Below are 12,816 nucleotides of genomic sequence, written 5' to 3'. Positions count from 1 at the left end.
CTTTCGCGGCGTTGAATCGGCCGTCGTCATTCTTGCGTCACAGATTTAGTCAAGACAGGACGCGACCGGAGGGGATGTCACATGACTCTGCAAACGTCGCCGTCTTCGATTGCCAGGCTGCTCGGCGGCCGCGCCCTTCATGACGCTGCACGAACCGCCGAACTGCATATCGTGGATCAGCTGATCCACGAGCGATCGCTCAAGCTTTCCCGGCATCCGCTCTGGCCGCTGATGCGGCCGTTCCTGTTTCGCATCTTCAACTACCATGAGGCGGTGCGGATGGCGGATGCGATCGCCGGACTTCCCGGCCTCGAGGCGATGCAGTATCTGAGCAGCCTGCTCTCGCTGGACATGACGCTCGCAGGCACGGAAAATCTTCCGGCGCAGGGGAGCTTCATCCTCGCGCCGAATCACCCCACCGGCATCGCCGACGGCATCGCGGTGTTCGACGCGCTGAAGCACCACCGGGCCGACATGGCGATCTTCGCCAACCGGGATGCCCTGCGCGTTGCCCCCGGCTTCCGCGATCTCATCATCCCCGTCGAATGGCGCGCGGGCGAGAAGTCGCATGCCAAGAGCCGCGACACGCTGGCCATGACCGCTCGGGCCTTCGGCGACGGCAAGGCGGTGGTGCTCTTCCCGTCCGGCCGCATCGCCTACTGGAACGAGGGCACGCTGACGGAGCGGCCATGGCAGAGTTCGGCCGTGGCGCTGGCGCGGCGCTACGAGGTGCCGATCGTTCCGGCGCATATCACCGCGCGCAATTCAGGACTGTTCTACTTCCTCGCCAAGCACTCCACCGAGCTTCGCGACATGACCGTGTTCCACGAACTCCTCAACAAGAAGAAGTTCGGCTTCACGATCACCTTCGGCAAGCCGATCCCGCATGCGCGTCTCGTCGGGGACCCGGCCGACGTCACCGCGGCGCTGCAGGACCATACGGTGCAGCGACTGCGCAGCGACCCGCTCGCCGTGTTCGAAGCGGTGTCACCGATCCAGAGCTAGCCCGGCTGCGGCGGCATTGGACGCCGCTCCGGACGATGCAGCATCCGCCCGCACGCCTTTAAGGCATCGCATCGGGAACCCCTCGCCGGGGCGGGCATTGCTACAGGCATGTCGTGGAGGGACGAGCGATGAAAATCCTGTTGGTCATCCTGGGCGCGGTCGTCGCGACGCTCGCCCTCTACGGCAGCGGCTTCGTGACGGCCATGGCGTTCCTGAGCGCGGAGCCGACGCCCGTCTGGAAGCCGAGCCGGGACGCGGGCGGGGTGTGGACGCTCCAGCCCGTGACGGTGAGCGAGGCGGACCAGGACTTCGAACGGTTGCCGGCGCGGCATGCGGCCGAAGGGTCCTTCGTCGCGACCGCCGCGGCAGCCTCCGAAACCGGCGAGCACGAGACCGGCCGCGTTTTCGAGGCGTCGGTCGACGAAACGCGAACCGCCGCGATCGACGATGGCGAGACTGTCGGCGCCGACGTCGAGACCGGGGCGCGGCGCGCGGGCGGCCAGGCCATGAGCGTGGCGCATGTCCAGTGGTGCCTGAACCGCTACCGGTCGTACCGGGTCGAGGACAACAGCTACACGCCCTACAGCGGCGGCAGCCGCGCCTGCGTGTCGCCCTATTTCAATGGAACCGCAGAGGCTTCCCCGAGAGGGCGCGCCTATGCGCAGGCGCAGCCTCCGCTGCAACGCGGCAGCCAGCTATCGTCGCGGCACGTCCAGGCCTGCTTCGACCGCTATCGCTCGTACAGGCCGTCCGACAATTCCTACCAGCCCTATGGCGGCGGCCCGCGCCGCCAGTGCCGGTAACCGGAGGGCCACGCCCCCCGGCGGTCCCGTCAGTCGAAGGCCTTCATCTCCGTCAGCACCTCGTTCGCCGCCTTGAAGGCGTCGAGACCGGCCGGGATGCCGCAATAGACCGTGGCATGCAGGAGAACCTCCTTGATCTCCTCGACGCTGACGCCGTTGTTCACGGCGCCGCGGACGTGGAGCTTGATCTCGGCCGCACGGTTCAGCGCCGTCAGCATCGCCAGGTTGAGCATGCTGCGGGTCTTGAGATCCAGCGTGTCGCGGCCCCAGGCGTAGCCCCAGCACCATTCCGTCGTGATGTGCTGGAACGCCATCATGAAATCATTGGCGGAACTGATCGACCGGTCGACATATTCGTGGCCGAGCACCTGCCGGCGCAGCGCCAGGCCTTCTTCGAACAGGTCGCCGATGGTCTTTGACGGGTTGGTCATGGTGTTCCTCTTGTTCTTTGACATACGAAAATACAATATGGCGAGGGTCGGATTCGTGCCGGGTCTACGGCAGGGACTGCTGCGGACCCGCTGGGGACGGATCGAAACCGCGAAGAGGAGCGCGTGAATGGCACTGACGACCACGGGCGACGATCTGTCGATGAAGGTGCAGACCCTGCCGGGCCTGCGCGAGCAGGTCGCGGAGCGGCTTCGGATGGCCATTGCGACGGGCCGGTTCCCGGCCGGCGCGCGTCTCATCGAGCGCGAACTCTGCGAGATGATGGGCGTGTCGCGGACGTCGCTGCGGGAGGCGTTGCGCGAGCTCCAGGCGGACGGGCTGATAACGCTCCAGCCCAACAAGGGGCTGAGCGTCAGCGTCGTTTCCGAGGAGACCGCGCGCTCGATCTACGAAGTCCGCGCCATGCTGGAGGGGTTGGCGGCGCGCCTGTTTGCGCGTCACGCGACGGAGGAGCAGATGCGCGAACTGCGGCAGAGCGTCGACCGGCTCGCCGACGTGTACGACAACTTCTCGTCCGAAGCCTTCATTGCGGCGAAGACCCATTTCTACGACGTCCTGCTTGCGGGCGCCGGCAATCCCGTCGCGGCAGACATGCTCCGGCGCATCCACACCCGCGTCTCGCAGCTTCGCGTCGTGTCGCTGTCGAGCGCCACCCGGGCGCAGCAGTCGATCCGCGAATTGCGCGAGTTCCTCGACGCGCTCGAGAAGAGGGACGAGGAGCGCGCCTGGCAGGTCTGCGTGGCGCATGTCGAGGCGGCCGCCACCGCGGCGCTCAGGACGATCGGCGCCAAGACGTCCTAGGGCGCGCGGCGGGCGCATCGTAGCCATCATCCTGCCTACATCGACTTGACGGTAATGCCGCCATCCGCATGAAGCACCTCGCCGGTGACGAAGCTGGCGTCGGGGCCGATCAGGAAGGCGATGGCTGCAGCAATCTCGTCCTCTTCGCCCAGTCGGCCGAGCGGCGTCTGAGCGCGGCGTTTGGCATAGCCGGCTTCGTCGACGATGGCGCGGGCGCCCGGCGTCGGTACGGCTCCCGGTGCGACGGCGTTCACACGCACCCCCTTCGGTCCGAGTTCCACCGCAAGCTGACGCGTGAGCGCGACGATGGCGCCCTTGACCGCGGTGTAGGACGCCGTGTTGGCGGTGCCGAGGTCGGCGACCGGCGACGCAAGATTGACCACCGAGGCCGGGTTGTCGCCGCGGTGGGCGAGCAGCGCCTGGACGCCCCAGAAGGCGCCCTTGATGCCGACCGCGAACATGCGGTCGAGGACGGCCTCCTCGATCTCCTCGACCGGGCCGTAGCGGATGAAGATGGCATCGTTGACGATGCCGGTCAGCGGGCCATACGCGGTCGCGAGCGCCGCTGCGGCATCGAACACCGCCTTGCGGTCGGATGCGTCCGCGACGAGCGCCAGCGCCTTGCCGCCGGCCGCGGTGATGGCATCGGCCGTGGCGCGGGCGAGTTCGGCGTCGATATCGAACGCGCCGACAGCCGCGCCGCGGGCGGCCAGCAGGCGTGCCGTGGCCGCGCCGATGCCGCGGCCGGCCCCGGTGACGAGCACGACCTGACGCTCAAGATTTTCCGACATGGCATTTCTCCTATGGGTCAGGTTCCGACCGGATCCGGCACGCCGCCGTAAAGGCTCCAAAGCTGCGTCGCCAGCGTGCCGGCATCGACGGGAAGTTCGATGCCGGTGATGGCGCCCGCCTCGTCGGACAGCAGGAAGGCGATCGCGTTCGCCACCTGCTCCGGCTTTACGAGGCGGCCCAGCGCCGTCTGGCGGATCATCGTGTCCGGGTTGCGTTCGCCGCGCGCATAGCTCGCCTCGACGGCGGGCGTGCGCGTCGGGCCGGGGCAGACGCAGTTGACGCGGATGCCGCGCCGGCCCCAGGCGACGGCGAAGTTGCGCGACATGTTGATGATCGCTGCCTTGGTCGGACCGTAGGCCTGCAGCGGGCTCGAATTGAAGGCGGTGATGGAGCCGACCGTGACGATCGAGCCTGCGCGCCGCTCCAGCATTCCGGCGCCAAAGGCCGTGAGCGTGCGGAACGTGCCCGTCAGGTTGACGCGCAGGATCGCGTCCCACTCGGCGTCGTCCTGATTCTCGGGCATATGCGGGTTCTCGAGATGGGCGGCGACCGCGGCCAGCGCCGAGCAGGGGCCGACCTCGCGCTCGACCCAGCGCGCCGCCTCGTCGATGCTCGACGTATCGGCCAGGTCGATCTCGCGGGCGACGGCGCCATGGCGGGCAGCGACCTCGCGGGCGAGGTCCATGTTGCGGTCGAGGACGACGACCTGCCAGCCCGTGGCGCGCAGCCGGGCGACGCAGGCTTCGCCGATTCCACCTGCGCCGCCCGTGACGGCCGCGACGCGTTCCTGGGAGGATGCGGCCATGATCAGAGTGCCTCGTAGAGAGCTTCGATGATGCGGCGGGCGCGGGGACCGTTGTCGCCCCGCGCATGCATCTTGTTGCAGCCGTAGGAAAACCCGATCTTCGCATCCGGATCGCCCATGCCGATCGAGCCGCCGAAGCCGTGATGTCCGAAGGCGCGGATGCTCGGTCCCATCCAGACGGAGACCGGCGTGTTGAGCAGGATGCCGCGACCCTGGTGGTAGGGGCGCTGCTGCATGCGCTCGAACTGGTTGTGCTGCTCGACGAGCATGTCCTCTAGGGTCTCCTTCGACATCAGCCGCACGCCGTCGAGTTCGCCGCCGCGGGCGACGGCGCCGTAAATGCGGGCGACCGCACGGGGCGTGCCGTGGCCGGAGGCGCTGGTGATCTCGGCGCGGCGCCACGCGGTGGAATTCAGCGTCACCGGCAGCGGCTCGTCGGGAAACTGGGTGAAGCCCTTCGCGACCAGCGTGTCCGGCTCGGAATCGCGCTTGGCCAGCAGCGTGCCTTCGACGGTCGGAACCAGCGTCGCGCAGCGGGCGAGATCGACATCGGAGAGGTTGCCGTACTGGTAGTCGGCACCGAGCGGCCCGGTCATCTCGTCGGCGATGAAACGCGGGAACCGCTTGCCGGTGACGCGGCGCGCGATCTCGCCGAGGAGGTTGCCCTGTGTGTGGATATGGTAGGCTGCGACGGTGCCCGGTTCCCACAGCGGCGCCTGCTTCTCCAGCGCGGCGACGATGGCGTCGCAGTCGAAGACGGCGCCCTTCCACAGGGGATGGAGCACGACCGGCAGCCCGGCTGTGTGGTCGAGCACATGCCGGACGAGCACGCCTTCCTTGCCGTTCTGCGCGAATTCGGGCCAGTAGCGCGCCACCGGCGCGTCGGGATCGACGAGGCCACGGTCGATCAGGATGTTGAACGCCATGCCGGCGATGCCCTTGGCCACCGACATCATGCAGAGGATCGTGTCCTGCTGCCAGGGTGCCGACGCGGCGGCATCGCGATAGCCGCCCCACAGGTCGACCACCTTGCGGCCATCGACATAGGCGGCGGTCGCTGCGCCGATCTCTTCCTCGACGGCGAAGTTCTCCGCGAAGGCCTCGGCGACCCGGGCGAAGGCCGGATCGCAGGTTCCTCGAAGGCGGAACTCTGATCCGCGCGCGCTTACCGACCGATCGAACTGCATGGGACCTCCCCGAAAAATCGCCCTAGCGGATATCAGTTTGTATGACAGTATGTCAACGCTACAGGCGTTTCAGCGCGGATCGAGGTCGAGTCGGACGATGTCGGGGAAACCGGGGATCAGTTCGGGCCAGCGTTCACGCACGTCCGGGTCGTGGCCCGCAACGAGCAGGTCCTCGCGTCCTTCCGCCAGTTCCTCGCAGCGGATGAAGCCGTCCAGCATTTCGCCGACGTGGTGGACGAGCGGGAAGGGCGCGCGGCGCCTGCGGTTTTCGGAGAAATGGAACGCGTCGGATGCAAGCACCAGCGGTCCGCGTCTGGTCGCCACCCGGACGACCTGGAGCCCGCCGGTATGGCCGCCGACCCGGTGCAGCGATATGCCGGGGAAGAGCTGCGTGTCGCCGTCGTGGAACTTCATCCGTCCGCCGTAGACCAGGCCGACGGCTTCGATCACGTCGCGCAGATTGAAGGGCGCCCGCAGGCAAGCGTGGCACATCGGCCTGCCGGTCGCGTAGCGCATCTCCTCGTCCTGCAGATGGAAGGTCGCGGCGGGAAAGTCCTGCAGCGATCCGGCGTGGTCGTAGTGGAGGTGGGTCAGCACCACGTCCTTCACGGTCGCGGCGTCGATGCCGGCCTTCGCCAGCAGCGCGGCGGGGGCGTGGATGAGCTCGCGGGCGCGTTCCTTCGCCGCCTCCTCGCCGAAGCCGGTGTCGACCGCGACGACGCGGCCGTGGCCCCGAATCACCCAGATGTAATAGTCCAGCGGCATGGGACCGTCGTGCAGGTCCATGCCCGGCATGAAGTTCTCGCGCCGCGGCCGGTCGGGCGCGGTGCGCGCGAACCTGAGCGCCAGCACCTCGTAGGTCGGTTCCAACGTTTCCTCCTCCTCGCCTGCTACCCTGCTTGCTTTATCATACCGTCATGTTGTATGACAGCCTGCCATTGCGGCAAGGACGCCGCAATCGTGATATCAGCCCTGCGCCACAGCGCAGTACGATCCGGGGAGGATTCCGATGAAAATTTCACGCCTTTTGGCGCCCGTCGTCGCTTTCTGCTCATTCGGCGCGGGTGCCGGATTTGCTCAGGACTATCCGGAGATGACGCTCCGCTACTCCTCCAACATCCCGGAGGTGGTGAACACGTCGAAGATCGACACCTACTTCTCCTCCGAGATCGAGAAGCGCAGCGGCGGCAAGATCAAGATCCGGCACTTCTGGGCCAATACGCTGGGCGGCGAGGCCGAAATGGTGGACCTGGTCGGGTCCGGCGCCGTCGACCTCGGCCTCATCGTCACCGGCAACCAGTTCTCGCGCATGCCGTTCACGGCCGTCACCAACGCCCTGCCGTTCACCTACACCGACGGACCGAAGCTGAACCGGCTGACCGCCGACATCTTCACCACGAACGCGACCATCAAGGCCGAGCTCGCCGCAGCGAACCTGCATCCGCTGCTCTATCGCTACCTGCCCGACTACCGCGTCTACTGCACCAAGCCGCTGAAGACGACGGCCGACCTGGAGAACACCAAGGTCCGGTCCTACGGCTCCTTCGTGCCGGTGATGTTCGATGCCATCGGCGCCGTCCCCGTGAACATCCCGCCGGTCGACATGATCCAGGCGATGCAGTCGGGCGCGATGGACTGCACCTACATGTTCAACTCGGCGGTCAAGGCATTCAAGATCGACCAGGTGGCGAAGTACGGCACCGACCTCTCCTTCGGCGTGATCAGCGCCCATACGCTGTTCATCTCCAAGACCAAGTGGGAGGGCTGGCCCGAGAACGTGCGCGCGCTGTTTACGGAGGTTGCGGCGGATGCCGAGACTTTCGGCAACGACCTGATCGCCTCCGACGAGGCGAAGGCCGTGGACGGGCTCAAGGAGGTCGGCATGGAGATCGTTCCCTTCGAGGAAGCGGACGCCCTGAAGGCCAAGGTTCCCGACATGCTCGACGTCTGGGCCAAGAAGATGGACGAGATGGGCAAGGGCGCCGAGGCGAAGGAGCTCGCCGACTACATCCGCGCCAACCGCTGATCCATACGTTCCGCGCCGGCCCTGCTGCGGCCGGCGCGGCCAACCTCCCGGTGATTTCATGGCCCTGTTCGCCTGGCTCGACCGTCTGCTGCGGCGGATATCCTATGTGGGCTTCCTCGCGGCCTCCGCGCTTCTGCTGATCGTCGGTCTGATGGGCGCGACCGACGTCGTGTCGACCAACATCTTCCTGAAGCCCATTCCCGGCATGGTCGAGCTCTCGGGCGCTCTGCTGGCGGTGATCGTCTTCCTGGGCCTGGCCGAGGCGCAGGCCCGCGGCTCCAACATCGTCATCGATGTCGCGACGCAGAACATGGGTCCGCGCATGAAGCGCCTCTCGGGCATCGTCTCGCTGGCGATCGCCGGCACCCTGATGGGGCTCGTGGCGTGGCAGACGACGAAGCTCGCGATCAATTCCTGGGCGATCAGGGAGGCCGCGCTCGGTGCGCTGGCCTTTCCGATGGCCCCCTTCAAGAGCCTGGCGGCCTTCGGCGCCTGGCTGGCTGCCGCCGAATTCCTGCGGCAGCTGCTGCGGCTGATCGCCGGACGCGAAGCCACCATCGAGACGAAGGTCGGCGACGATGCTTGATCCGTTGACCATCGGCTTCATCGCCATCGTCGCGATGCTGGCACTGTCGCTGATCGGCGTGCCGGTGGGCATCGCCATGGCCGGCGTCGCCGTCGTCGGCCTGTGGACGACCGGCGGATCGGCCTTCGCGCTCAACACGCTGATGAACCTGCCCTTCGCCATGGCGTCGGACTACAGTTTCGTGGTCATCCCGATGTTCATCCTGATGGGCGCGATCGCGTCGGCGTCGGGGATCACGCAGGAACTCTTCTCCTTCTCCAACCTGATCCTGCGCTCGACGCGCGGCGGCCTCTACCAGGCGACGATCCTCGCCTCGGCGGGCTTCGCGGCGATCTCCGGGTCGACGCTCGTCAATGCCGCGCTGTTTACCCGCATCGCGCTGACCGAGATGCTGCGGCTCGGCTACGATCGCGCCTTCTCGGCCGGATGCATCGCGGCGGCCGGCACGATCGCGGCGCTCATCCCGCCCTCGATCAGCTTCGTCATCTACGGCCTGCTGACCGGCGAATCGGTCGCCGAGCTTCTGATCGCGGGCGTCGTGCCCGGCGTGCTGACCGCCGCCGCCTACATGATCGGCACCGCCTTCCTGGTGCGGGCCAAGCCGGGCCTCGCGCCGCAGCCGCAGCCGCGGGCGAGTGCTGCCGAGATCGGCCGCAGCGCCATTGCGCTGTGGGCCACGTTCCTCCTGGCCGGTCTGGTCATCGGCGGCATCTATCTCGGCTTCACGACGCCGTCGGGCGCCGGCGCGATCGGCGCGATCGGCGCGCTGGTGATCGCGGTGGCGCGGCGGCGCCTGTCGACCGCCGACCTCGCGGACTGTCTCCGCTCGGCCGCCGGCGTGACGGCGGCGCTGTTCATCGTCATCATCGGCGGGCTGATGTTCACCCGCTTCTTCCTCGTCGCCGGGACGGTGACCTCGGCGACCGACCTGCTGCAGTCGCTCGACCTGTCGCCTATCGTCTTCATGTTGATCCTTGTGGCGGTCTTCATCGTGCTCGGCATGTTCATGGACCCGCTGGCCATGCAGGTGATGACGCTGCCCTTCGTCTATCCGATGGTCACCGCGCTCGGTTATGACGGCGTGTGGTTCGGGGTCATCATGGTCAAGCTGGTGGAACTGGCCGTGCTCAGTCCGCCGGTGGGCATGAACCTCTTTGCGGTGATCGGCGCGTCGGAAGGCAAGGTGAAGCTGCCCGACATCTATCGCGGCATTCTGCCCTTCATCGTGATCGAGGCGATCGTGCTGGCGCTGCTGCTCGCCTTCCCCGACCTGTCCCTCTGGCTGCCGCGCCAGATGTTCAACTGACCGACGAGGACCAGACATGAACGGCAATACCCGCATCGGCTTCATCGGCCTCGGCGCCATGGGCGAACCGATGGCCTCGCGTCTCGTGGCGGCCGGCTTCTCCGTCGTCGTCCACGATGCCGATTCCGGCCGCACCGACCGCATCGCGCAGGCGATCGGCGCCCGCGCGGCGGCGAGCCCGGCCGAAGCCGCGGCCGGCTGCGCCATCCTCGTCACGATGCTGCCGTCGAGCGCCGTCGTGGAGGCCGTGCTCGACGGCGACACCGGCGCGCGCGGGGGGCTTTCGCGCGGGGCTCTCGTCGTCGACATGACGAGCGGCGTGCCGGAGGCCACCCGTTCGATCGCCGCACGGCTGCAGGCCGACGGCATCGCCATGATCGACGCGCCCGTCTCCGGCGGGGTGTCGCGCGCGAAGACGGGCGAACTCGCCATCATGGCGGGCGGCGATGCGACCGACATTGACCGGGCGCAGCCGGTGCTCGAGGCCATGGGAAGCTCCGTCATCCGCACGGGCTCGATCGGCAGCGCCCATGCGATGAAGGCGCTCAACAACCTCGTCAGCGCCGGCGGCTTCCTGATCGGCATCGAGGCGCTGCTGATCGGCCAGCGCTTCGGCCTCGATCCGGCCCTGATGGTCGACGTGCTCAACGTCTCGACCGGCATGAACAACTCGACGCAGAAGAAATTCAAGCAGTTCGTGCTGTCGCGCCGGTTCGACGCCGGCTTCGGCCTCGACCTGATGGTCAAGGATCTCGGCATCGCACTCGGCGTCGCCAACGCCACCGCGACGCCCGCGCCCTTCTCGGGCCTGTGCAAGGACATCTGGGCCGGCGCGCAGAAGCATCTCGGGCCCGGCCAGGATCACACCGCGGTGGCGAAGTTCAGCGAACTCTTCGCCGGCTCGACGCTCGGCGGCGACGAGGACTGAACGTGGGCGCCCTTCCGCTCGCGGACCGGACGGTGGCGGTGTTCTGCGGGTCGTCGGGCATCGGCTTCGCCACGGCGCAGGCCGCCCATGCGCTCGGCGCGCGCGTGACCATCGTGTCGCGCAGCCGGGAGCGGCTGGCCGAGGCGGCCAGGGAGATCGGCAAGGTAGAAACGCAGGCCATCGACATCCGCGACGCGGCGGCGGTGGCGCGCTTCTTCGACGAATGCGCGCCATTCGACAACGTCGTCGTCTCCGCCGCCGACCTCTCGGTCGGCCCGCTGCGCCAGCGCAGCCTCGCCGACGAACGCGCCGCGATGGACAGCAAGTTCTGGGGCGCCGTCAACGTGGCACATGCCGCGCGGATCGTGGCCGGCGGCAGCCTGACGCTGGTCTCCGGCATGATCGGCACCCGCCCCAGCGGCGCGGCGACGATGCTGAGCGCGATCAATGCGGCGATCGACACGCTGGCGAAGGCGCTGGCGACCGAGATGGCGCCGGTGCGCGTCAACTGCGTCTCTCCGGGCCGCATCGAGACGCCGTGGTGGGACTACCTGCCGCAGGAGCAGCGGCTCGCCCTGTTCGAGAAAACGGCCGCGGCAACGCCGCTGAAGCGGGTCGGCAGGCCGGAGGAGGTCGCCGCGCAGATCGTCCACCTGATGCAGAACGGCTTCATGACCGGCAGCGTCGTGCTGGTCGACGGCGGCGGCAGCGTGGCCTAGCCGCGCCGCGCGATACGGGTTCGACCGAAGCGACGTCCATGGCGGCGGGCGCCATCGCCGGGCCGGCATCAATCGACAGGCCGGACGCCCGGACGCACCTCGGCCCTCCCGCCGCCCAGGGTCGGAATCGCTTGCCCTTGCATCGGCCAGTGGCTAGTTGAGGTCCAACGAAAGGGACCAACGTGACGATCGCGGTGCTCGGTGGTGGACTTCAGGGGTGCTGCATCGCCCTTGCGCTGGCCGATCGCGGGCAGCCCGTCGTCCTGTTCGATCGGCAGCCGGACGTTCTCACCCGGACCGCGGTCGCCAACGAAGGCAAGGTCCATCTCGGCTGGATGTATGCGGCTGATCCGTCGCTCGCCACCGCCCGCGTCATGATCGAAGGCGCGCTCGCCTTCGCCCCCTTTCTCGAACGTCATCTCGGTGTTTCGCCGGCGTCTCTCACGATCTCCGAGCCGGCCGCCTATGCCGTCCATCGCGAAAGCCAGCAGGACGTCGATCAGGTGAAAGCCTACTTCGCTGCGGTGCGGGGCCTGATCTCGGAGGCGTCGGCCGGGAGGCGGGACCATTATTTCGGCGCCGACCTCCTGCAGGCGCCGCGCCAGTGGAGCGACGCAGAGAGGCTCGCGGCATTCCACCCGTCCGACGTGCTGGCCGTCTTCGACACGCCGGAGGTGGCCATCGACCCGGTCGAGCTTGCAACCCGCCTGCGCGCCGCGGTTCTTGCCCATCCCCGCATCGAACTGCGGCTCGGGCACGAGGTCGAGGGTGCCTGCGAGGACCAGACCGGCGTGCGCGTGGCGACGCGGGTGGGCGCAACGATCGTGCGGGACCGGTTCGATCACGTCGTGAATGCCCTGTGGGACGGCCGGATCGCCCTCGACCGATCGATGGGGCTGGATCCCGGCCGCCCGTGGATCCACCGCCTGAAATACGGCGTGAGCTTCACCTGGCCGGCGAACCGGCCGAGACCGCCGAGCGTCACCTTCGTTTCGGGTCCTTTCGGCGAGGTGGTGAGCTACCCCGACATGACCACCTATCTGACGTGGTATCCGGCCTGCGTGCTCGACTATTCCCGCGCGGTCGTGCCACCGGCATGGGCGACCTATCCCGACGAGCCGCTTCGATCGAAGGTGATCGGCGATACGGTGCGCAGCCTCGGCGCCATCGTCAGGGCGCTGGGCACGATCACGCCCGACATGCTGCCCGATGTGCGCGTGAAGGGAGGCACCATCGTGGCATGGGGCAAGACCGACATCGACGACCCGCAGAGCGAGCTGCACAAGCGCTTCGAGATCGGCGTGCACAGCCGGAGACGCTACCACTCGGTCGATCCGGGCAAGCTGACCATGGCGCCCCATTTCGCGACGATCTGCGCCGATCGCATCGCGCCGGGCGGATAGGCGGA

The 12,816-nt window shown here is 67.9% G+C and carries 14 protein-coding genes; 9 read left to right on the top strand and 5 right to left on the bottom strand.

Annotation, left to right across the window (positions count from 1 at the left end):
- The first annotated feature begins 81 nt into the window (after positions 1-81).
- Complete coding sequence (locus N1F91_RS21515; RefSeq protein ID WP_289995324.1) at positions 82-1,005, top strand: 1-acyl-sn-glycerol-3-phosphate acyltransferase; 924 nt, start codon at positions 82-84, stop codon at positions 1,003-1,005.
- 128 nt (positions 1,006-1,133) lie between these two features.
- The gene (locus tag N1F91_RS21510) at positions 1,134-1,808 is read left to right on the top strand and encodes a BA14K family protein (protein ID WP_289995323.1); all 675 of its coding nucleotides are present in this window, start codon (positions 1,134-1,136) and stop codon (positions 1,806-1,808) included.
- A gap of 29 nt (positions 1,809-1,837) precedes the next feature.
- Here the strand turns inward: N1F91_RS21510 and N1F91_RS21505 are convergent, their stop codons facing one another.
- Positions 1,838-2,239 (bottom strand): carboxymuconolactone decarboxylase family protein, encoded by a 402-nt coding sequence (locus N1F91_RS21505; RefSeq protein WP_289995321.1) that lies wholly within the window; start codon positions 2,237-2,239, stop codon positions 1,838-1,840.
- A gap of 127 nt (positions 2,240-2,366) precedes the next feature.
- On the opposite strand from N1F91_RS21505, the gene N1F91_RS21500 reads away from it, so the two are divergent.
- Positions 2,367-3,059, top strand: coding sequence for a GntR family transcriptional regulator (locus tag N1F91_RS21500; protein ID WP_289995320.1), 693 nt, complete (start codon positions 2,367-2,369; stop codon positions 3,057-3,059).
- Between the two features lie 35 nt (positions 3,060-3,094).
- Here the strand turns inward: N1F91_RS21500 and N1F91_RS21495 are convergent, their stop codons facing one another.
- The 4 genes from N1F91_RS21495 to N1F91_RS21480 form a co-directional block, all read right to left on the bottom strand.
- Positions 3,095-3,850 (bottom strand): SDR family oxidoreductase, encoded by a 756-nt coding sequence (locus N1F91_RS21495; protein WP_289995318.1) that lies wholly within the window; start codon positions 3,848-3,850, stop codon positions 3,095-3,097.
- 17 nt (positions 3,851-3,867) lie between these two features.
- Complete coding sequence (locus tag N1F91_RS21490; RefSeq protein ID WP_289995317.1) at positions 3,868-4,656, bottom strand: SDR family oxidoreductase; 789 nt, start codon at positions 4,654-4,656, stop codon at positions 3,868-3,870.
- Positions 4,657-4,658: 2 nt separating this feature from the next.
- The gene (locus tag N1F91_RS21485; protein WP_289995314.1) at positions 4,659-5,843 is read right to left on the bottom strand and encodes a serine hydrolase domain-containing protein; all 1,185 of its coding nucleotides are present in this window, start codon (positions 5,841-5,843) and stop codon (positions 4,659-4,661) included.
- Positions 5,844-5,912: 69 nt separating this feature from the next.
- A complete protein-coding gene (locus N1F91_RS21480) occupies positions 5,913-6,713 on the bottom strand; it encodes an N-acyl homoserine lactonase family protein (protein WP_289995313.1) in 801 nt (266 codons plus the stop codon).
- Between the two features lie 139 nt (positions 6,714-6,852).
- Here N1F91_RS21480 and dctP point away from each other — a divergent pair, with 139 nt between their 5' ends.
- The 6 genes from dctP to N1F91_RS21450 all read left to right on the top strand — a co-directional run bounded on the left by dctP (position 6,853) and on the right by N1F91_RS21450 (position 12,811).
- Positions 6,853-7,869, top strand: coding sequence for a TRAP transporter substrate-binding protein DctP (gene dctP / locus N1F91_RS21475; protein ID WP_289995312.1), 1,017 nt, complete (start codon positions 6,853-6,855; stop codon positions 7,867-7,869).
- A 58-nt stretch (positions 7,870-7,927) separates the two neighbouring features.
- Entirely contained in the window at positions 7,928-8,455 is a 528-nt protein-coding gene (locus tag N1F91_RS21470; RefSeq protein WP_289995310.1) for a TRAP transporter small permease, read from the top strand.
- Positions 8,448-9,761, top strand: a complete 1,314-nt coding sequence (locus N1F91_RS21465; protein ID WP_289995309.1) for a TRAP transporter large permease — start codon at positions 8,448-8,450, stop codon at positions 9,759-9,761. Before N1F91_RS21470 ends, N1F91_RS21465 begins: the two co-directional genes overlap by 8 nt.
- Before the next feature lie 16 nt (positions 9,762-9,777).
- The gene (locus tag N1F91_RS21460) at positions 9,778-10,689 is read left to right on the top strand and encodes an NAD(P)-dependent oxidoreductase (RefSeq protein ID WP_289995308.1); all 912 of its coding nucleotides are present in this window, start codon (positions 9,778-9,780) and stop codon (positions 10,687-10,689) included.
- 2 nt (positions 10,690-10,691) lie between these two features.
- Positions 10,692-11,408, top strand: coding sequence for an SDR family oxidoreductase (locus tag N1F91_RS21455; protein WP_289995307.1), 717 nt, complete (start codon positions 10,692-10,694; stop codon positions 11,406-11,408).
- Between the two features lie 182 nt (positions 11,409-11,590).
- Positions 11,591-12,811 (top strand): FAD-dependent oxidoreductase, encoded by a 1,221-nt coding sequence (locus N1F91_RS21450; RefSeq protein WP_289995306.1) that lies wholly within the window; start codon positions 11,591-11,593, stop codon positions 12,809-12,811.
- Positions 12,812-12,816: the final 5 nt, after the last annotated feature.

This window comes from Aquibium sp. ELW1220 (genome assembly GCF_030398385.1).
Classification (GTDB): Bacteria; Pseudomonadota; Alphaproteobacteria; order Rhizobiales; family Rhizobiaceae; genus Aquibium.
Note: the sequence above shows the minus strand (reverse complement) of the source record. Positions and strands in the feature narration are given on the sequence as shown.